At 45.8% G+C, this 19695-nt stretch carries 18 protein-coding genes and 1 tRNA gene; 16 read left to right on the forward strand and 3 right to left on the reverse strand.

Annotated elements, in window-relative coordinates:
- The first annotated feature begins 9 nt into the window (after window positions 1-9).
- The 4 genes from C3V36_09815 to C3V36_09830 all read left to right on the forward strand — a co-directional run bounded on the left by C3V36_09815 (window position 10) and on the right by C3V36_09830 (window position 3382).
- The gene (locus C3V36_09815) at window positions 10-1791 is read left to right on the forward strand and encodes a chemotaxis protein (GenBank protein ID AVM69511.1); all 1782 of its coding nucleotides are present in this window, start codon (window positions 10-12) and stop codon (window positions 1789-1791) included.
- Window positions 1792-1891: 100 nt separating this feature from the next.
- Entirely contained in the window at window positions 1892-2353 is a 462-nt protein-coding gene (locus tag C3V36_09820; GenBank protein ID AVM69512.1) for a hypothetical protein, read from the forward strand.
- Between the two features lie 18 nt (window positions 2354-2371).
- Window positions 2372-2950: a hypothetical protein gene (locus C3V36_09825; GenBank protein AVM69513.1), complete on the forward strand. Its 579-nt coding sequence runs from the start codon at window positions 2372-2374 to the stop codon at window positions 2948-2950.
- 3 nt (window positions 2951-2953) lie between these two features.
- Window positions 2954-3382, forward strand: coding sequence for a hypothetical protein (locus tag C3V36_09830; protein ID AVM69514.1), 429 nt, complete (start codon window positions 2954-2956; stop codon window positions 3380-3382).
- A 196-nt stretch (window positions 3383-3578) separates the two neighbouring features.
- On the opposite strand, the gene C3V36_09835 is transcribed toward C3V36_09830, so the two are convergent.
- Window positions 3579-4391, reverse strand: coding sequence for a short-chain dehydrogenase (locus C3V36_09835; protein ID AVM69515.1), 813 nt, complete (start codon window positions 4389-4391; stop codon window positions 3579-3581).
- A 307-nt stretch (window positions 4392-4698) separates the two neighbouring features.
- On the opposite strand from C3V36_09835, the gene C3V36_09840 reads away from it, so the two are divergent.
- The 8 genes from C3V36_09840 (at window position 4699) to C3V36_09875 (ending at window position 14620) form a co-directional block, all read left to right on the forward strand.
- On the forward strand, window positions 4699-5244 hold the full coding sequence (locus tag C3V36_09840; protein ID AVM69516.1) for a phosphatase PAP2 family protein: 546 nt from the start codon (window positions 4699-4701) through the stop codon (window positions 5242-5244).
- 305 nt (window positions 5245-5549) lie between these two features.
- On the forward strand, window positions 5550-6242 hold the full coding sequence (locus C3V36_09845; GenBank protein ID AVM69517.1) for a peptidase: 693 nt from the start codon (window positions 5550-5552) through the stop codon (window positions 6240-6242).
- 148 nt (window positions 6243-6390) lie between these two features.
- The gene (locus C3V36_09850; protein AVM69518.1) at window positions 6391-7659 is read left to right on the forward strand and encodes a histidine--tRNA ligase; all 1269 of its coding nucleotides are present in this window, start codon (window positions 6391-6393) and stop codon (window positions 7657-7659) included.
- Window positions 7660-7842: 183 nt separating this feature from the next.
- The gene (locus C3V36_09855) at window positions 7843-9642 is read left to right on the forward strand and encodes an aspartate--tRNA ligase (GenBank protein AVM69519.1); all 1800 of its coding nucleotides are present in this window, start codon (window positions 7843-7845) and stop codon (window positions 9640-9642) included.
- 289 nt (window positions 9643-9931) lie between these two features.
- The gene (locus C3V36_09860) at window positions 9932-10228 is read left to right on the forward strand and encodes a type II toxin-antitoxin system antitoxin, RelB/DinJ family (protein ID AVM70510.1); all 297 of its coding nucleotides are present in this window, start codon (window positions 9932-9934) and stop codon (window positions 10226-10228) included.
- Window positions 10225-10434: a putative toxin-antitoxin system toxin component, PIN family gene (locus C3V36_09865; GenBank protein ID AVM69520.1), complete on the forward strand. Its 210-nt coding sequence runs from the start codon at window positions 10225-10227 to the stop codon at window positions 10432-10434. The genes C3V36_09860 and C3V36_09865 overlap by 4 nt, the downstream gene beginning before the upstream one ends.
- Window positions 10435-10705: 271 nt before the next feature.
- Window positions 10706-11938, forward strand: a complete 1233-nt coding sequence (locus tag C3V36_09870; GenBank protein ID AVM70511.1) for a serine hydroxymethyltransferase — start codon at window positions 10706-10708, stop codon at window positions 11936-11938.
- A gap of 15 nt (window positions 11939-11953) precedes the next feature.
- Window positions 11954-14620 (forward strand): calcium-translocating P-type ATPase, PMCA-type, encoded by a 2667-nt coding sequence (locus tag C3V36_09875; protein ID AVM69521.1) that lies wholly within the window; start codon window positions 11954-11956, stop codon window positions 14618-14620.
- 261 nt (window positions 14621-14881) lie between these two features.
- On the opposite strand, the gene C3V36_09880 is transcribed toward C3V36_09875, so the two are convergent.
- Together C3V36_09880 and C3V36_09885 are read right to left on the reverse strand one after the other, a co-directional pair.
- Window positions 14882-15508, reverse strand: coding sequence for a hemolysin III family protein (locus C3V36_09880; protein ID AVM69522.1), 627 nt, complete (start codon window positions 15506-15508; stop codon window positions 14882-14884).
- On the reverse strand, window positions 15505-15966 hold the full coding sequence (locus C3V36_09885; GenBank protein AVM69523.1) for a hypothetical protein: 462 nt from the start codon (window positions 15964-15966) through the stop codon (window positions 15505-15507). Before C3V36_09885 ends, C3V36_09880 begins: the two co-directional genes overlap by 4 nt.
- Before the next feature lie 295 nt (window positions 15967-16261).
- Here C3V36_09885 and C3V36_09890 point away from each other — a divergent pair, with 295 nt between their 5' ends.
- The 4 genes from C3V36_09890 (at window position 16262) to C3V36_09905 (ending at window position 19689) form a co-directional block, all read left to right on the forward strand.
- The gene (locus C3V36_09890; protein AVM69524.1) at window positions 16262-17104 is read left to right on the forward strand and encodes a hypothetical protein; all 843 of its coding nucleotides are present in this window, start codon (window positions 16262-16264) and stop codon (window positions 17102-17104) included.
- A gap of 86 nt (window positions 17105-17190) precedes the next feature.
- Window positions 17191-18222, forward strand: a complete 1032-nt coding sequence (locus tag C3V36_09895; GenBank protein AVM69525.1) for a dihydrodipicolinate reductase — start codon at window positions 17191-17193, stop codon at window positions 18220-18222.
- 478 nt (window positions 18223-18700) lie between these two features.
- Window positions 18701-18774, forward strand: a tRNA-Arg gene (locus C3V36_09900).
- A gap of 222 nt (window positions 18775-18996) precedes the next feature.
- Window positions 18997-19689, forward strand: a complete 693-nt coding sequence (locus C3V36_09905; protein AVM69526.1) for an MgtC/SapB transporter — start codon at window positions 18997-18999, stop codon at window positions 19687-19689.
- The last annotated feature ends 6 nt before the right edge of the window (window positions 19690-19695 follow it).

Genomic DNA, 19695 nt, shown 5'->3' on the forward strand with positions numbered 1-19695 from the left:
GGAAACCATATGAAGGGAACAGTTGTACGGATATGGATCACTACATTACACAAATTATATAATAAAGAAGAAGTTAACCGGGTTTTGAAGAGCGTTTCGTTTGATCCGGACAGAGCAATCTCACCGTTGGAGGATATTTCCGATCAGACGGTAGACAGTATCATGACAGCGGTTGCGAAGAATTACGGGATGGCGAAAGCCGACCTTTGGAAAACAATCGGCCGGAATAATATCGGAACTTTCTATGAAATGTATCCTATTTTCTTCAAAAAGGCCAATATGTTTTCATTTCTTTGTTCTTTAAATAATATTCATCAGGTTGTCCGGAAACGAATTCCGGGTTCGCGGCCGGCCGTTTTAAATATGGAAATCGTTGGCCGGCAGGAAGCGACTTTGACTTACCTGTCCAAGCGGAATATGTATGATTATTTGTTGGGCCTGCTGGAAGGAACCAAGGAATTTTTTAAAGAAAAAGTGGATATTCAGGTGGCAGACAAAGCCGATGGCAGAATGGTTTTAAAGCTCCGGTTTGAATATGAATTGCTGGAGGAAAAAAACTTTGCCTTTTCGAAAGCGCTGTCGCTGGGTTTTGTTAAAAATCAGACGGTTAAGCTGCTGCTTTTTACGCTGCTGCTGGGGTTGCCGACTGCTTTTTTGGTCAGAGAGCCGTGGCTGGCTGTCGGGCTGACGGCAGGATATGCGGGACTGGGCAGTTTTCTCCTGACCCGGCCGGCAGCACAGGTAAAGGAAGAAGTGATGAGACTAATCAAAAAAGACTATGTCCCCAGCCGGATGATAAAAACGGCCGATGAATACGAAGACCTTTTTCGGACAGTGGTGGATTATAAGGAAAGCTTTGCCGAAGGCTTTATTGACTTATCCAGCATGACCGGTGAAATGAAATCTTTTTCGATGGATTTGATTTCCATTGCTAAGACGATGGAGGAAACCAGCCATAAAATTACAGATTTGATGCAGCAGCTTTATGCCCATGCGACCGAGCAGTCGCAAAGCACGCGCAACAATGTATCAGTTTTGACTGACGGTGCCGAACAGATCATCCGTTTATCGGAAAAAGAAATGACCAACAAAGTCGAAATTGAGAGAGCGATTCAAACGACAACGGATTCGTTTGCTAATCTGAGCGATACAACGCGGGATTTGGCGGAAATGCGGGCAAAGTTTGAGGTTTTAAACAAAAACAGCGATAAGTTAAAGATTAAGGGTAAGGAAACCGAAGAGATTGCCTCCTTTGTATCGGAAATTGCTTATCAGACCAATCTTTTGGCACTGAACGCTTCGATTGAGGCCGCCCGGGCAGGCGAGCTGGGAGAAGGCTTTGCCGTGGTGGCGGAAGAAGTCCGAAAGCTGGCGCAGAACTCGGAACAGGCTGCCAGCCGGATTAAGGAAAATATCAGCAGCTTTTTAAGCGATATTGAAGCAATGGTAGCTGATATCCATGAGCAGAATGAGATTTTGGAAAAAGGCACCGGCACGATTCATGAAGCGATTCAGAACAATCAAAACGCCAAAGCGGAAATGGACGGCGTGGCCATTAAAATGGCGGAGTCAGCCGTAGAACTGGAAGAGCGGTCTCTTAATTTAAGCGATATCGTTGAGCAAATGCAGGCGCTGAGTGATTCTTCGACCGAAAATGCGGAATTAGCCAGAACTGCCGACAGCGAAGTCAGCACCTATACCGAGCAATTAAAGCAGTTGACGGAGAATGTGCGTAATTTCGAGGGAATGATTGTCACATTCCATAAAATGTTGGAAGAGTATAGGCTATAACCGGCTTTTTTGATAAAAAGGGTGCATTTGCATACAACAATAAAGTTGAGATAAAAACAAAGAATACAATGATATTAAAATCAAATTCAAAAGAGAGGAAATGATGCAGCTTTATATTGATGCATTTCAAAAACTTGGAGTTAGTATACTCAGTAACGATTTTATAATACTTATCGCTGCCATGGTCGCTTTCGTATTTATGTTACTGACAAAAGGTTTTGTGCTGGCAATAAAAAAACGGACAAATGAATGGAAGAAAAGTAAAAATGTAAAATTTTCAAAATTTCTGTTAAACGGAGCCAGTAAATTTTATACCTTATTTGTAACTATGATATCCATATTTCCGCTGTTAGGTATGCTGGGGACTGTCGTCGGACTACTAGGGCTGGATCTGGCAAGCGGGGATATGGAAAATATAAAAAACAATTTTTTTATTGCGTTGACTTCAACTGCCTGGGGAATAGTCTTTGCAGTCTTATTCAAATTGCTTTATGCGCTTATAGCCGATGATGTTGAAGAGCAGATTGAAATCGCTAAAAAAATGTCAGAAGAAACGGAATAATAAGATGAGAAATAGACTATGAAAAAAAGAGATGTGATTTTAGACTTTACCTCTTTGTTAGACGTAACTTTGATAGTAATATTCTTTTTTGTGTTGTTCAGTCATTTGGATGGGCAGGCTAATAAAATAAAAACAGAGCAAAAGGTACAGGAATTAGAACTTGCTATCGAAAAAATAAGGGATCGGGAAGCAGAGATCAGCAAATTATCAGAGCAGCTGACTAAAGAAATTTCAATAGTAAGAGATTATAGCGGCAGACATGGATCAAACCTATCCGAATTGCTGGATTACAACAGAAGTCAAAACTTTAAAATGATACTTGATATGAATGTTACTGACTGGAGCATTAGAGTGATTGACAAAGGCGAAGTCATTGCTATAATAAAAAATAAGGATAGGGTCGGAGAAAATATAAAAAAGGCATTGTTAAATGCCGGATATGATAATTCCGAAACTATTTTTTGTGATTTTGTATTTGACGGAAGTTTGCCGGGAACGGCATCGGCATATCGAAAAATAAAAGAAGGAATAGAAGATGTAATAAAAGAGTATAATTACCTATATACTTCAGAAACGGATTTATCAATAGGAGAATAATAAATGAAGAAAAAATTATCGACAGTATTTGTAATAGCAGTAATTGCGGCGGTTATTATTTTATTTAAGTTTGGAAATGGATTTGGTATTGGATTTGGCATAGGACAAGGAAAAGGAGATGGTAACGCCAAAGAATCGGCTGCACAGAAAGAAGCTTCTAAAATCGAAGATGACCGGGCGAAAGAGGAAGTAAAAAAAGAACAGGGCAGTTCGGAAGATGTCAATAAGGATGCAACATTAAAAGTCAGTGTTGTCGGAAATGAGTATTTTTATGATAATGATAGAATTTCTTTGGATGATCTTATAAAGAAAATAAAAGAAGTCGAAGGCGATATGATGATCGAGGTAAAAGATGATAATGCGTCATTAAAGGCATATAACGCCTTGCTGGATAAATTGACGGAGCTGCAAATTCCATTTACAAAACAATAATTTGTGTCATATCCTTTTATCCGGATCGATTGCCGTTTCGATTCCGGCACTGGTGATAGACGGTGCGGTGATAGCAAGCGCAGGGTTTTATCCGTCACCGAAATGAAAGAGGTTTTAAAGCAGTACCGGAAAGCTTAAAAGAAAATATAAAACAGCAGGCACTAAGATTTTTTCTTGGTGCTTGCTGTTTCATTTTTCAGGCATACAGCCGCGCGATCAAAAAGAGAACCAATCGCCGGGGCAGCAGTCTTTGCAGCAGCAGGAACAAATGATACTGCCAGCCGACGGTCTGCACAGGCGGCAGCTTTGCTTTTTGACAGCGCCGGTAAATACAGGCAGCTGTTGCTTCCGGGCTGAGACCATGTTGTTCGTCATATTCCATTTTAGCGATGGAGCGGACATATGCTTGTTGATATTGAGGATGAAAAGTCATGCTTTTTTGCCGGGCGGCGGTAAAGCCGGTTTTGGTATCCCCCAGCAAAAAGGTAGAAACTTGAATACCGAACGGGCGAAGTTCCAGCTGCCAGGCCTCTAACAGTTTATTGGCTGCTGCTTTGGAAGCGGAATAAAAGCTCTGGAAGGGGATAGCCAATTCACCGGCGGCCGAGCTGATCAGAATGATTTTGCCGCGGCTTGGCTTTAATAAAGGCAAAAACTCCTGTATCGTCAGAAAAACCCCAAAAAAATTGACATCAAACTGTTGTTTGGCGGCACTTAGTTCCGTACCTTCCGTCGGCCCGGCGATTCCGTATCCGGCGCAACAAATCAACTGCTGAACCGGCCGCCCTTCGGATTGGATGGTTTTGGCGGCTTGCGCCAGTTGTTCCGGGCTGGTTACATCGCAGCAAATATGTTTTAAATTCGGCTGCTGCCAATGCGGATTACTGCGGCTTAAAGTATATACAAAATAAGAATGAGCGGCGTAAGTCAGAGCCAGTGCCCGGCCGATGCCATTGCTGCCGCCGGTGATAATAATGCTTGGTTTCACGATACTTCTCCCCCCTTCCATGTGGAAATTACTTTTTCACTTTACCTTGTGCGAAATTTGAAAAATTAACAAAAGTTTGTATTGTAACCGCGGACAAAACTAAGTATAATAGGAATTGTACCTTATTTCTTTGGAAACCTTAATGGTTCAGCTCGAATTATACGATATCGGAAAGCGGCTGTCAAGGCAGGAACTGTTAGAGCATACAAAAAATGAGCCGGCAGTTTAGGTAACGTAATTCGCTGAAATAAGAAGTAATCATGCATTATTGACAATTACTCATGCAGGCGTTAAACCAATAGAGACTTATAGTTAAGGAGTGTGGAGAATGGTATTATTACAGGAAATGGATGCGGATGTCTTGATGTGGTTACAGGAAAACCTTCGGCAGGAGGGACTGGATCGAGTTTTTTCTTTTTTTACCCGGCTAGGCAATAACGGTGAACTTTGGATCGCGCTGCTGGTAGTTCTTTTTATTATTCCGCCCTTTCGGCGGATGGCGCTGACGGCAGCAGCTTCCCTGATCAGCAGCGCTTTGCTGGTTGAATTTGTGATCAAGCCCTTGGTGGCCAGAGTACGGCCCTATGTAACGGTCGAGGGTTTGTTTAGCCTGGTCGGTCCGGAAAGAAGCTATTCTTTTCCATCCGGCCACAGTGCAACGGCCTTTGCCGTGGCCTATGTCCTGGCGCGGATGCTGCCGGTTAAGTACGGCGCCCCGATCCTCCTGCTGGCTGCTTTGATGGCCTTCTCCCGACTGTATGTCGGCGTACATTATCCGACGGATGTGCTGGTCGGAGTGATGGTTGGTGCTTCGGTCGGTGAAACCTGTTATCAGATTCAAAAAGCGCTTGATCGCTCCCGAGTTAAGGAATAAGGAGTAATTATATTTTTGCATTTTCCGCTCAATTATGATATACTGAAAAAATCCGGCCGGAAAAGCGCGGTCTTTGCTTTAGCGCGTAATGCCGGGGTGTTTCGCTGTATTTACGACGGGATAAAACTAAAAAATAAGTAAAAATTGAACTTTACGGTCAATTCTGCCGGCAATGATCTAATCAGATACCTGCTGCGGAAACTGTTAAATAAAAGAAATTCGTTTGAAAAATCAAGCGATAACTGGTTTTGAGTTTGCCTGTTTTGTGGGTAGGAGAACGACAGGCGGAAAGGAAGAAAATACATATGGGTTATTATATTGATCCTTATTATTTGATGTTAGTGCTGCCGGCACTGCTGCTGGCGATGATCGCTCAATGGTCGGTGCAGTCGGCGGTTCGGAAATATTCCAAAATCGGCAATATGGAAGGGATGACCGGAGCGGACGCGGCGCGCCTGATCTTAAACAAAAACGGAATATATGATGTGGCGGTAACAAATGTCAGCGGCAATTTAACCGATCATTATGATCCGTCGTCAAAAACGGTGCGGCTTTCGGAAGGCGTTTTTGCTTCCCGCTCGCTGGCGGCGGTGGCGATTGCCGCCCATGAAACCGGCCATGCCATTCAGCATGCGCGGGGCTATAAGCCTTTGGTGCTTAGAACACTGTGCTATCCGGTGGCAAATATCGGCTCCAGTTTTGGCATGCCGATGGCAATTTTTGGCTTGATGTTCAGTATTCCTTTTTTGGTTCAGCTGGGGATCATCTTGTTTTCTTTGGCGGTATTATTTTATATTATTACGCTGCCGGTGGAAATCAATGCTTCGACTCGGGCGATTGCCTGCATTCGGGAGGAAAATATTTTAGCACCGGAGGAACTGGGCGGGGCGAAAAAGGTATTGACGGCAGCCGCCATGACCTATGTTGCTTCCGCGGCGGTAGCGATTGCCAACCTTTTGCGGCTGATTCTTTTGGCCAATAATCGGCGGCGGGATTGATCCTGCTCGCTTACCGGCAGCCGGGAAGCAATTAGAACAAGGGTAAAGCTTCCGTTTTTTGCCGCCAAACGGCCGAGCCGCAAGCCAGGCTTTTACCGGTAAAACGGAGGCTTTTGACATATTATATATAATAGGAAGGAAAAGAAAAATGTTGACAAATGCACCACGAGGAACCTATGACCTCTATGGGGAAAAATTGAACAGAACCAGAGCGCTGGAAGAAACCATCCGGCAGCTTTGCGCTGATTATGGTTATTCCGAAATTCGAACGCCCATCTTTGAACATACCGAGTTATTTGCCCGCGGAATGGGTGAGGGGACGGATGTCGTTCAAAAGGAAATGTATACTTTTGAAGATAAAAAAGGCCGCTCCATTACTTTAAAACCGGAAGGCACGGCCGGGACGGTGCGGGCATATCTGGAGAATAAGCTTTATGCCGATATTCAGCCGGTTAAGCTGTTTTATATCACACCGGCCTTTCGCTATGAAAAGCCGCAGGCCGGGCGGCTAAGGCAATTCCATCAGTTTGGTGTGGAACTCCTTGGAGCGGAGCATCCGCTGGCGGATGCGGAGGTGATTGCTCTCGGCTACCGGCTGCTGCAGCGGGCGGGGCTTAAAAAAGTGGTTTTGCATCTCAACAGTTTAGGCGGGGCGGAATCAGCCGCCGCCTATAAAAAAGAACTGCTTCGCTTTTTGCAGGGCGCACAGGATCAGCTTTGTCCGACCTGCCGGCAGCGCATGGAAAAGAATCCTTTGCGGGTGCTGGACTGCAAAGAAGAAGGCTGTAAACAGATGGTAAAAGAGGCGCCGCGGATGCTGGATTACCTGACAGAGCGGGACGCTGCACATTTTGCCGAGGTTCAGGCGCTTTTGCAGGTCATGGAAGTGCCTTTTGTGATTGATCCCCAGATTGTGCGCGGGCTGGATTATTATACGGGAACGGTTTTTGAGTTTGTGTCCGAGGAAATTGGCGCTCAGTCAACGATTTGCGGCGGCGGCCGATATGATAATTTAGTCTCTGAGATTGGCGGCGCACCGACGTCGGCAGTTGGCTTCGGCGTAGGAATGGAACGGCTGCTGATGACGATGGAAGCCGAACTGGCTCCGGCTGAGAGTGCACCGACTTGTGATTTGTTTATCGGCTATATGGGCGAAGCGGCGATGAAAGAGGCGGTTAAATGGACAGCCCGGCTGCGGGAAAAGCATATTTCGGCGGTAATGGACTTAAATGCCCGCTCGGTTAAGGCGCAAATGAAATACGCCAACAAGCTGGGGGCGAAGTATGCTTTTGTTTTAGGCGAATCGGAACTGGAAAGCGGACAGTTGAAGCTGAAAGAAATGGCTAGCGGCCAGGAAATTCCGCTGCGGCTGACGGAGCTGGAAAGCTATTTGTTAAAGGCAGAAAGAAAAGCCTGACGGCGAAAATTGAGAACTTTAAGGGGATAACTCAACTGGCCCATGTTGTCATTTTTAGGCAGACCGCCCGCCCGGGCAGAAAGCGAAACAGTTCGATCAGGGGAAAGTTAAGGGGATAATTAAGACATGCCCTTATATTAAGAGGGCATTGATAGTTTATACACAGAAAGCGAGGAACAGGGAATGAATGAATCAATGGCAGGCATGAAAAGGACGCATTATGCGGCAGATTTGAGCCTACAAAATGCCGGTCAAAAGGTAACGGTTATGGGTTGGGTGCAGAAGCGCCGGAACCTGGGCAGCGTTATTTTTTTGGATATTCGGGATCGCAGCGGCTTAATTCAAGTATTTTTAGATGAAACCGTCTTGGGAGCGGCGGACTTTGCCAAGGGCGAAAAGCTGCGGGCGGAGTTTGTCGTGGCGGTCTGCGGTAACGTTCAGCGGCGCGGTGACGGTGGGGTCAATCCCAATTTAAAAACCGGTGAAATTGAAATTCAGGCAACGGCGCTGCGGATTTTAAATCAGGCAGAAACGCCGCCGTTTCATATTGAAAACGAGGTCAACGCCAAAGAAGATTTGCGTTTAAAATATCGTTATTTGGATTTGCGCCGGCCGGTACTGCAAAAAAACTTGTTCCTGCGCCATAAGGTCACAACGGCTGCCCGTGAGTTTTTAGACAGAGAAGGCTTTTTGGAGATTGAAACACCGATGCTGACCCGTTCCACGCCCGAGGGAGCCAGAGATTATTTGGTGCCCAGTAGAATCAATCAGGGAATGTTTTACGCACTGCCGCAGTCGCCGCAGATTTTTAAGCAGCTTCTGATGCTGTCCGGCTATGACCGCTATATGCAGATTGCCAAATGCTTCCGGGACGAAGATTTACGGGCCGACCGGCAGCCGGAGTTTACCCAGATTGATATGGAACTGAGCTTTGTGACCCAGGAAGATATCATTGATTTAAATGAGCGTCTGCTGCAATATATTTTTAAAAAGGTAATGGATATGGATATTGCCATTCCTTTTAAGCGGATTACCTATCAGGAAGCAATGGAGCGGTTCGGTTCGGATAAGCCGGATATGCGCTTTGGTCTGGAATTAAAGGATCTGGCGGAAGTAGCTGCCGGCTGCGGCTTTTCTGTCTTTGCCGATACCATTAAAAACGGCGGCAGTGTCCGGGCGATTAACGCTAAGGGAATGGCTGATTTGCCCAGAAAGCAGATTGATGCTTTAACCGAGCTGTGTAAATATCACGGCGCTAAGGGCATGGCCTATCTGGCGGTTAAGGAAGAGATAAAATCATCGTTTGCTAAGTTTTTAACCGATGCCGAAATTGAAAAAATCCGGCAATTAACCGAAGCGGAAAACGGCGATTTGATTTTAGTGGTGGCTGACCGGCCGGAAGTGGTCTTTAACGTGCTGGGCGAGCTGCGGCTGGAACTGGCTAGACGGCTCAATTATATGGATAAGAATGTGTATGATTTTGTTTGGGTCACGGAATTTCCGCTGCTAGAATGGAGCGAGGAGCAGAACCGGTTTATGGCCAAGCATCACCCCTTTACTACCCCGATGGAGGAGGATATTCCGCTGCTGGATACCGATCCGGGTAAAGTGCGGGCGGTTGCCTATGATATTTGCTTAAACGGCAATGAATTGGGCGGCGGGAGCCTTCGGATTTATCATCGGGATTTGCAGGAAAAAATGTTTGAGGCGCTGGGCTTTACCAAAGAAGAAGCCTACGAGCGGTTCGGCTTTTTGCTGGATGCTTTCCAGTATGGAGTGCCGCCGCATGGCGGGCTGGCATATGGTCTTGACCGGATGGTTATGCTGATGGCCAAGGCGGATTCCATCCGCGAGGTGATTGCCTTTCCTAAAGTCAAAGACGCGTCCGACCCGATGTCGGACGCACCGAATATCGTTGAGGAAAAGCAGCTGAAGGAATTGGGAATTCAGGTGATTAAACCGGCAGACAAAGGGGGAAATTAAAGGTTTCATATATCGAAAAAGACTACGGCTGGTTGTATACCACACAGAAACAGGAAGTGTTTTAACTGCGAAAAGGAGACTTCTTTTTTGGCAAGTTAAGTTTAAGATTAAGGGCGGCTGGATGATTGTACAGTTGCCCTTAATCCATTGTGTGTCTTTACTAAAAGGCTTTGTAATTGCGATACATGTAAAATTGATTTTTGTGTTTCTGGCAGTAATGGACTTGATTGTTATAATAATATATGATATATTTGTATTGCGAATAACTTCAACTGAAGGAGGTATAAATATGGCAAGTGAATTGATTCAACTTCGAGTAGATGATACTTTAAAGCAGGAGGCCGCAGATATTTATTCTCAACTTGGTCTTGATTTGCCGACGGCAATTCGTATGTTTTTGACTCGGTCGGTACAGGTTCGTGGGATTCCCTTTAGCATGACACTTCCGAGTGAGGATTATAAAGCATTAACCGCTGTTGAGGCGGCGAAACGGATTAGTAAAAAAGCGCAGGAAAATGGTACAGCGAATATGACAATGGATGAGATTGATGCAGAAATTGCCGCCTACAGGAGCAAGAGAACATGACAAAACTGTACGCGGTAATTGATACAAATGTATTGGTGTCGGCACTATTACGCTGGGATTCGCTTCCAGGAGCTGTCATGGAGCAAGCCTTGATGGGCGGAATTATTCCTGTCTTAAGTGATGAGATTATAGAAGAATATAGAGAAGTGCTGGCAAGAAAAAAGTTTTGCTTTTCCTTTAAAGGCTTTTGTAGTAACGCCGCGTGAAATGTTGACAATTTTGAAGGGGAAAGAATAACTTAATTTCTTTTGTGCTTTTTGCATTTTGTGGATAGCCATCTTGTATTTTTTAGATTTTGTTGCAAAGGATTCGGCAAAATGATATACTGCTTTTAAACATTCCAGAGGAAACGACATTAAAACTTCGTTTTGAGTGAAATGAACTGATAATTTAAGTTCTATATTTTTCCAAACAGGAGAAAGGAAGGGGCACGATGTCGTTTATATTAAGTTTTTAGATGCCGGGAGGGAAAACATGATTTCATGGGAAAAAGTACGAAATACGGATCCGGAAATAGCGCGAGCGATGGATTTGGAGCTGGCCAGACAGCAGAACAATATTGAACTGATCGCTTCGGAAAACTTTGTGTCCGAAGCGGTGATGCAGGCGATGGGAAGCCACTTGACCAATAAATATGCCGAGGGCTATCCGGGCAGGCGCTATTACGGCGGCTGCCAGTATGTCGATCTGGCGGAAGAACTGGCGATTGAGCGGGCCAAAGCTTTGTTTGGCGCCGAGTACGCCAATGTTCAGCCGCATTCCGGCGCACAGGCCAATATGGCGGTGTTCTTTGCCCTGTTGGAGGTCGGTGACACGATTATGGGTATGAACTTAGCACATGGCGGGCATTTGACGCATGGCAGCCCGGTCAATTTTTCCGGCAGGCATTATCATATCGTGCCGTATCATGTGGATGAAAGCGGCTATATTGATTATGAACTGTGCCGGCAAATTGCACTGGAGCACAGGCCTAAGCTGATTTTAGCCGGAGCCAGTGCCTATGCCCGTACCATTGATTTTGCGAAGTTCCGTCAGATTGCTGATGAGGTGGGGGCCATCCTGATGGTTGATATGGCGCATATTGCCGGCCTGGTGGCGGCCGGGCTGCATCCCAGTCCGTTTCCGCTGGCGGATGTGGTTACAACGACCACACATAAGACGCTGCGCGGGCCGAGAGGGGGACTTATTTTATGCAAGGAAAAATACGGCAAAGCAATTGACAAAGCGCTGTTTCCCGGTATTCAGGGCGGGCCGCTGATGCATATTATTGCGGCCAAAGCGGTTTGCTTTTTAGAGGCAATGCAGCCGGAATTTGTGGAATACCAAAAGCAAATTATTAAAAACGCCAAGGCGCTGGCCGACGGCCTGAAAAACCGCGGGATTAACATGGTTTCCGGCGGCACGGACAATCATTTGATTTTGGTGGATTTGCGGAGCTTTGATCAAACCGGTAAAGAAGTGGAAAAGCATTTGGATGAGGTCAATATCACCTGTAATAAAAACGCCATTCCCTTTGACCCGCAAAGCCCGTTTATTACCAGCGGGATTCGCCTGGGAACGCCGGCGGCAACCACTCGCGGCTTAAAAGAAGCCGATATGGATCAGATTGCCGAGATCATCCGGCTGGTGTTGACCGATTTTGAGGGCAATAAGGCCAAAGCTAAGCAAATGACGGCGGAGATTACTGCTAAATATCCGCTGTATCAATAACAGAAAGAGAGGCATATTTCTTTGAAAAATGCGTATACCAAAACAGAACAGGAAGTTTTAGCCGAGCTGTCAGCCGATAAGGAGAATGGGCTGACTGGGGCGGAGGCCAAAGACCGGCTGGCCAAATACGGCGAGAATAAGCTGGAAGAAAAAGCCGGGAAAAGTATTTGGCAGATTTTGCTGGAGCAGTTTAAGGATGTGATGATCCTTATTTTGCTGATTGCCGCCGTTTTATCGGTCGTTTTGGGTGAATGGCTGGAAGGCGTTATCATTATGGCGATTGTTGTCTTAAACGCTGCCCTGGGCACTTACCAGGAAAACAAAGCCGGTCAGGCCTTGGCTGCGCTCCGGCAGATGTCCTCGCCCCGGGCAAAGGTGATTCGGGCCGGCCGGAATATGGAAGTGGCCTCGGAGGAACTTGTACCGGGTGATATCGTGCTTTTGGAAACCGGCGATTATGTGCCGGCTGATGTGTATTTGCTGGAAAGCATTAACTTAAAAATTGACGAGTCGGCTTTGACCGGCGAATCCGTCCCGGCGGAAAAAAGCTGCGGGCAGGCAGTCAGCGAAGAAGCACCTTTGGGCGACCGTTTTAATATGGCTTATATGAGTACCATTGTTACCTATGGCCGGGGTAAGGCGGTGGTGGCCGGTACCGGCATGAATACGGAAATCGGTCATATTGCTAAAATGTTAAATCAGTCGGAAGAAGAAAAGACGCCCTTGCAGAAAAGCCTGGCCGATTTCGGTAAGGTAATGGGCATTATTTGTCTGGCGATTGCGGCCATTATTTTTGTTTTGGGACTGCTGCAAAAAACGGCGCCGCTGGAGATTTTTATGACGGCGGTCGCTTTGGCCGTGGCGGCCATTCCGGAGGGCCTGCCGGCGGTAGTAACGGTTGTTTTGGCGATGGGCATGACCCGAATGGTCAAGCGCAACGCCATCATGAAGCAGTTAAGCGCGGCGGAAACTCTTGGCTCGACAGCGGTGATATGTTCGGATAAGACCGGTACTTTAACTCAAAATAAAATGACCGTCGTCAGTTTATTTGACGGACAGACTATTTTCAGCGTAACCGGCAGCGGTTATTCGGCCAATGGCGAGATTTTAACGGCGGACGGACAAAAAGCGGCCGTCAGTGACAATCCCGCTTTGCGCTGGTTGTTCCGCGTAGCCGGTCTGTGTAATGACGCCAAAATCGAAAACGACGATGTAATCGGTGACCCGACCGAGGGGGCATTGATTACATTGGCAAATAAGGCCGGTTTTCCGGCCGTGGCCTTAAATAAAAGTTATCCGCGGATTGGGGAGTTTCCCTTTGATTCGGAGCGCAAGCTGATGTCAACCATGCACCGGATTGACGGTAAGACTTATTTACTAACTAAGGGTGCACCGGATCAGCTGATTGCCCGGGCTTCGCAAATCGAAAGCATTGATGGGATTCAGCCTTTCAGCGATAGGCAAAAAGAAGCCGTTTTAGCGCAAAATACCACTTACGCCCAAACCGCACTCCGGGTTTTGGGCTATGCTTACCGTGAGGTAGCGGCGGATGCTGTACCGGAAGAAAATGAAAAAGATTTGATCTTTGTCGGCTTAAGCGGCATGATTGATCCGCCGCGGGAAGAAGCAAAAGCGGCGGTGGCGGTTGCTAAGGAGGCCGGTATCCGGGCGGTCATGATTACCGGCGATCACTTGATCACGGCTGCGGCCATCGGCAAGGAGCTGGGGATCATCGAGCGTGAGGAGCAGGCGCTGGAGGGAGCAAAAATCAATGATTTAACGGACGAAGAGTTAAAAGATACCGTTATGCGGACCAATGTTTTTGCCCGGGTATCACCGGAACACAAGGTCCGGATTGTTGAGGCCATTCAGGCGAATGGTTTAGTGGCAGCGATGACCGGCGACGGTGTCAATGACGCACCGGCCTTGAAAAAAGCCGATATCGGTATTGCCATGGGGATTACCGGCACCGATGTCAGCAAAGAAGCGGCCAATATGATTTTAACCGATGACAACTTTGCCAGCATCGTGGCGGCGGTGGAAGAAGGCCGGATTATTTACAGCAATATCCGTAAGCTGGTCAACTTTCTGCTGTCCTGCAATATCGGTGAGATTTTGATTATTTTTGTGGCCATGCTCCTGAATTGGGGCACGCCGTTATCGGCTACGCAAATTCTGTGGATTAACTTGCTGACCGATTCTTTCCCGGCGTTTGCACTCGGTCTGGAAAAAGGCGAAGCGGGGATTATGCAGGAAAAGCCGCGCTCAAAGGACGCAGCTTTATTGGATAAAACCATGATCAGGGCGCTGATTATCCAGTCAATTGGCCTGGCTGCGGCTACCTTATTCAGCTACCGGCTGGGAATGCATTTGGGCGGCAGTGAGTTAGCGGGAACCTTTTGCTTTACCACTTTAATTTTAGGAGAAATGCTGCGGGCGTACAGTGCGCGGTCAGAGAAGCAAAATCTGTGGCAGATGGCTGTGCTGGGCAACCGCTACTTGAACCTGTCGGCGCTTTTGGGCATTGCTCTGCTTCTGGTGGTACTGTATGTACCGGGCCTAAACCTGATTTTTAAATGTGTGCCGTTATCCGGCGTTCAGTTCCTGTACGCGGCGGCTTTGGCGGTTGTGCCGATGATTGCTGCTGAGTTGGGGAAGTTGATTTTTAGAGTTACAGAATAATAACTCAACTTTCCCATAGTCTTTTTTGACTCTATCCCGCTCGGAGAGTGAGTCCATGCAACGAGTTTAAAAAAGACCGTTCTGGCGAACATGGGAAAGTTGAGATAATAACTAAAATTTTACCGCTTTTCTCCCGGTGCGGCTGCGCCGGAGAAAAGCGGTATTTTGGTTTCCGGTTCCAATAACGGATTTCTACTTGATATGACCGGAACATTTACCGTCAGATTTTTTATACTTTTGGCACTTGTGTCATTCCTTAGGCTATTGTAAAATAAAGATAGCAATAAAGTGAAAGACTGCCGCGATCAAAACAAAAATATGCCAGACAAAATGCGAATACTTATGCTTGGTATCTTTGTAAAAATAAGTTCCGACACTGTAAACAATACCGCCTAAGACCAGCCAGAGAATAAAGGCCAGCGAGGTATTTTTATAAAGCGGAGCGATAATCAGGACGGACAGCCAGCCCATCAACAGGTATAAAATAACGGAAAAAATCTTATATTTATTGTATTTGCCGTAGGAAATAATCTTAAATACCGTACCGGCCAGGGCAACCGTCCAGATCAGACCTAAAAACAGCCAGCGCAGGGAACTTTTCAGGCCTAAAATAATGATTGGCGTGTAAGTGCCGGCAATAAATAAATAAATTGAAATATGGTCAAATGCCCGAAAAAACTTTTTCAGGGCAGGGAGCGTCACCCGATGATAGACCGTGCTCATTGAAAAAAGAAAAATAAAGCAGGCGCCGTAAATACTGTAGCCGACAATGGCGGCGGCAGTATTGCCTTTAAAAATCAGAAGCAGGCAAAGAAATAAAATGCCGATAATGGCACCAATCAAATGAGAGATGGTGTTCAATTTTTCCAGAGTAGATAAGTTTTTCATTGGATATTTCCTTTCTCGGTCAGAAGGCGGAGTGCTCGTTGTTTACTGAGGACAGTAGCAAGGAGCAGTTCGGTGACATCGCCGGGCGAAGCCGGCGTCAGGGAATCGCTGTTCCACAGCTGTTCAAAGGTATCACAAAACCGATCGTAATCGCTTTCGGCCGGATAACTTTTAAAATATTTACTGATTTCTTCGATTGAGTAAGCGGTTTTTAGCAGGCTTAAAACAATCAATCTGGCAATATGAACTTTTTGATATTTTTTCCTGACCGGCAAAGGCATGACCTTTTGCTTGACATAATTATTGATCATGGAATTGGTGATTTCAATCGGAAAAAAGGAAAGCTGCTGATTGACGATGGTTAAAAGCTGATCGCTGTATATTTCAAAGTCAGGCATTTCCTGCCAGCGCATTAATTTCATCGTTTCTCCTTTCAAATAATTCTCAACTCTTATCATCTAGTATTATATACCAGATGATAAGAGTTGTCAAACCATAATATGATTTTTTAATATTAAAATTGAGGTCACAAGGATTTGAAACTTATGATACACGACGACACCGACTAACATTTTGGCGGTGGCCAGAACATTTGCTAGTTATATGTTTTGGTGCGTAAAAGCAGCAAAGAAAAGTAAACTCTGTCGACACTCTTTTTGTTTCTGCGCGGTTGCGTAGCTGACCCCAAAAGGCGTCACATTTTGGCAGAACCCGGAAAAGTGGAACCTTCATGACATTTTAAGGAGGCTGACAATGAATAGGAAATATTTAAGTATTGGCGATATGGCACGCCTGAATAAGACAACGATACCGACGCTTCGTTTTTATGACGAGCTGGGTTTGCTGAGGCCCTATTATACCGATCCGAACAGCCGTTACCGCTATTATGATATCAAACAGAATGCCCGGCTGGATATGATTCAGTATATGAAGGAACTGGGGATGGAATTGCGGGAAATTAAGGAAGTGCTGGATTCGGAGGATTTGAATCAGATTGAAGCCATGCTGATTCGGAAAAAACAGCAGACCCTGCAGGAAATTGAAGAGCTGAAAATCAAGCGGGACGCAATCGAAAGAACAATCAGCAGTATTGAGCGCTACAAAAAATCTCCGGCGCCCGGCACGATAACGCTTGAGTACATCAGGGAGCGGCAAATCTACGCCATGAATACCCCGATTAATTTTTATGAGGAAAGTATTGATACCTATGAACTGGTGCTGAAACAGCTGAAAGAAGAGCTGCTGACACATCATATTCCGCCCGTTTATTACTGCAATGCCGGGACATTTTTGAAAAAAGAAAACTTCTGTAGTTTAAACTTTGTTTCGCATAAAATTTTCGTTTTTGTTGACGAGCATTTTCCGCTTAAGACCGAAATTGAAAAAATTGAAAGCGGTATGTACGCCTGCATTTATGCCGGTGATTTTGAGTCGGAAAAAGCGCAGGCGCAAAAATTATTGAAACACTGCCGGGAGCAGGGCTATGAAATCGGCGGCGACTATATTTGCGAGGTGCTGACGGAGTTTAATGTTTTTGATTGCACCAGACGGTCGATGTTTTTGCGGTTGCAGGCACCGGTAAATTTTAAAAAATAATTCCCGAATATCTTGACTCTCACCTTACCTGAGAGCGTATACTAAAATTGTCGAAAAAATAACAATTTTCTCACGGGAGGTATGTTATGGAAAAGATCAAAGTGGTACAATACGGCTGTGGTAAGATGAGTAAGTATATTTTGCGCTATTTATATGAAACCGGCTGTCAGGTGGTCGGAGCGATTGACAATAACCCGGCGATTGTCGGCATGGATATCGGTGATTATGCCGGACTCGGCTTTAAGACCGGCGTATTGATCAGCGATCAGGCGGATGAAGTCCTGGATAATACCGATCCGGATATTGCGGTTGTTACCTTGTTCAGCTTGGTCAGTGATTGCTTCGATCATTTTATGAAATGCTTATCCAGAGGCATCAGTGTGATCACAACCTGTGAAGAATCTACTTATTCCTGGACGACAGACCCGGTCAGAACCAATCTTTTGGACGTGACCGCCAAAGAAAACGGCTGCACTTTTGTCGGCAGCGGAATGGAAGATATTTTCTGGGTCAATATGGTTGGCTTAATTGCCGGCGGCTGTCATCGAATCGATAAAATCGAAGGGGCTGTCAGCTACAATGTTGAGGATTACGGATTGGCATTGGCAAAAGCACATGGCGTCGGTCTGACTCCGGAAGAGTTTGAAAAGCAGATCGCGCATCCGGAAGTCTTAGAGCCTTCCTATGTCTGGAACTCGAATGAAGCTTTGGCTTCCCGCATGGGCTGGACGATCAAATCGCAGACGCAGCGCTGTGAGCCGTATTTCCATGACGGACCGCTGTTTTCTTCAACTTTGAATGAAGAAATCCCGCAGGGAAATTGCATTGGTATGGCGGCGGTGGTAACAACCGAAACTTTCCAGGGGCCGGTAATTGAAACCAAATGCATCGGCAAGGTTTACGGGCCGAACGACGGCGATATGTGCGACTGGAAGATCAGCGGCGAGCCGGATACGGAGTTTCATGTAGTAAAACCGGCGACAGTCGAGCACACTTGCGCTACGATTGTCAATCGGATTCCCAGTGTACTGCGGGCGCCGGTAGGCGTAGTAACATTCGATCAACTGGAAGTGTTGGAATATCCGTCCTATCCGATGGAATTCTATTTAAATAAATAAGCAGCCGGAACTTAACCGGAAATATTTAAAATTGTAAGAAGAAAAAGGCTCTTCGCTGAAAGATATGTACTCGGAGGTCTGGATACATATCTTTATGGAGCGGATGGCATGGCTTGGGTTTAAATCCTGCCATGACGACCGTACCCATGCAAAGAGCTTTTTCATTTTTTGTTTCCGTAAATGAACTTATCTTGGCAGTTAGCTATAATTTGCCAATATTGAAAGCAAGCTTTCATATAGACAAACTCAGCATATTATCTTGTTTTTATGTTTTTATATTAATTTGCAGTGCAATTTTTGAAATGCGGAAACCTTTATTTATTAAGGTTTTCATCCAATCCTTCAAATAAAATTTAAAAATAATCAAAAAAAATGAAAAAAATCCTTTTCAAATTGATGATTTTGTATTATAATAGTTCTTGCTTGCGGTTGTGCTAATTAAAATTGTTAAAACTCAGCGCAGGTAAAAAATAAATAGGTTCCCGTAGCTCAGCTGGATAGAGCGTTCGCCTCCGGAGCGAAAGGCCGTGCGTTCGAATCGCATCGGGAACGTTTCTCCGCAGCTTCTCCCCAGAAGCTGCTTTTGTTATGAAAGCCTGACATGCGGCACTACATTGGTGCAAGCTTGCTTGTACCAATGTAGTGACATATGGCAGACTCGGGACATGAGCAATCGCCCGTAGGGCGATGCGAATGTCCCGGGGCTTGCGAAGCAAGTGCTTTCATAAACTAAAAGCCGAATCATATGGCAAATCGGGGACATGAGGAAATATTATGAATCTTATTTTTGAAAATCTGCGTGGAATCAGTATGCAGGCGCTGCTGATTAAAACAGTTCTGGCTCTCCTGATCGGCGGAGTGCTGGGCATTGAGCGCGGCCGTAAACGGCGGCCGGCGGGTTTTCGCACCTTTATGCTGGTTTGTTTCGGTTCAATGGTGGTGATGACCACCAATATGTATGTGTTCAGCTATTTAAAGGTATCGGATCCGGTTCGGCTGGGAGCGCAGGTTGTCAGCGGCATCGGCTTTTTGGGTGCCGGTATGATTATTACCAATTCCAATAAAAATCAGGTCAGCGGCATTACCACTGCCGCCAGCTTGTGGACGGCGGCCTGTCTTGGACTGGCGGTCGGCGTTGGTTTTTATGAATTGGCGGTGATTGGTTTTTTTGCTGTTTTGCTGATTAATTCCTGGCTGCAAACACTGGAAAACTATCTGTTGATGAATTCCCGGATTATCCGGCTGTATATAGAATATAACTCTGACAAACCGATCAGCGCTTTGGTTGACTTTAGCCGGGACAACCGTTATGATGTGCTTGATTTGCAAATCAAGCGGAGTAAGCTAAACATTGAGATTACTACTATTATTCTTTTGCTTCGCTCTGAGGTCAAGAGAAGTCATGATGAGATTATTCGTTCATGGCAGATTATCGAAGGCGTTCAGTTTATTGAGGAAATCGAATAGAATTGA

Source organism: Lachnospiraceae bacterium oral taxon 500, from assembly GCA_002999035.1.
Lineage (GTDB): Bacteria > Bacillota > Clostridia > Lachnospirales > Vallitaleaceae > W11650.

What these genes read in the sequence shown, in the direction of transcription:
- C3V36_09815 (AVM69511.1), top strand. Translation starts at nt 10, where the DNA reads ATGAAGGGAACAGTTGTACGGATATGGATCACTACATTACACAAATTA.
- C3V36_09820 (AVM69512.1), top strand. Translation starts at nt 1,892, where the DNA reads ATGATGCAGCTTTATATTGATGCATTTCAAAAACTTGGAGTTAGTATA.
- C3V36_09825 (AVM69513.1), top strand. Translation starts at nt 2,372, where the DNA reads ATGAAAAAAAGAGATGTGATTTTAGACTTTACCTCTTTGTTAGACGTA.
- C3V36_09830 (AVM69514.1), top strand. Translation starts at nt 2,954, where the DNA reads ATGAAGAAAAAATTATCGACAGTATTTGTAATAGCAGTAATTGCGGCG.
- C3V36_09835 (AVM69515.1), bottom strand. Translation starts at nt 4,391, where the DNA reads ATGGAAGGGGGGAGAAGTATCGTGAAACCAAGCATTATTATCACCGGC.
- C3V36_09840 (AVM69516.1), top strand. Translation starts at nt 4,699, where the DNA reads ATGGTATTATTACAGGAAATGGATGCGGATGTCTTGATGTGGTTACAG.
- C3V36_09845 (AVM69517.1), top strand. Translation starts at nt 5,550, where the DNA reads ATGGGTTATTATATTGATCCTTATTATTTGATGTTAGTGCTGCCGGCA.
- C3V36_09850 (AVM69518.1), top strand. Translation starts at nt 6,391, where the DNA reads ATGTTGACAAATGCACCACGAGGAACCTATGACCTCTATGGGGAAAAA.
- C3V36_09855 (AVM69519.1), top strand. Translation starts at nt 7,843, where the DNA reads ATGAATGAATCAATGGCAGGCATGAAAAGGACGCATTATGCGGCAGAT.
- C3V36_09860 (AVM70510.1), top strand. Translation starts at nt 9,932, where the DNA reads ATGGCAAGTGAATTGATTCAACTTCGAGTAGATGATACTTTAAAGCAG.
- C3V36_09865 (AVM69520.1), top strand. Translation starts at nt 10,225, where the DNA reads ATGACAAAACTGTACGCGGTAATTGATACAAATGTATTGGTGTCGGCA.
- C3V36_09880 (AVM69522.1), bottom strand. Translation starts at nt 15,508, where the DNA reads ATGAAAAACTTATCTACTCTGGAAAAATTGAACACCATCTCTCATTTG.
- C3V36_09885 (AVM69523.1), bottom strand. Translation starts at nt 15,966, where the DNA reads ATGATAAGAGTTGAGAATTATTTGAAAGGAGAAACGATGAAATTAATG.
- C3V36_09890 (AVM69524.1), top strand. Translation starts at nt 16,262, where the DNA reads ATGAATAGGAAATATTTAAGTATTGGCGATATGGCACGCCTGAATAAG.
- C3V36_09895 (AVM69525.1), top strand. Translation starts at nt 17,191, where the DNA reads ATGGAAAAGATCAAAGTGGTACAATACGGCTGTGGTAAGATGAGTAAG.
- C3V36_09905 (AVM69526.1), top strand. Translation starts at nt 18,997, where the DNA reads ATGAATCTTATTTTTGAAAATCTGCGTGGAATCAGTATGCAGGCGCTG.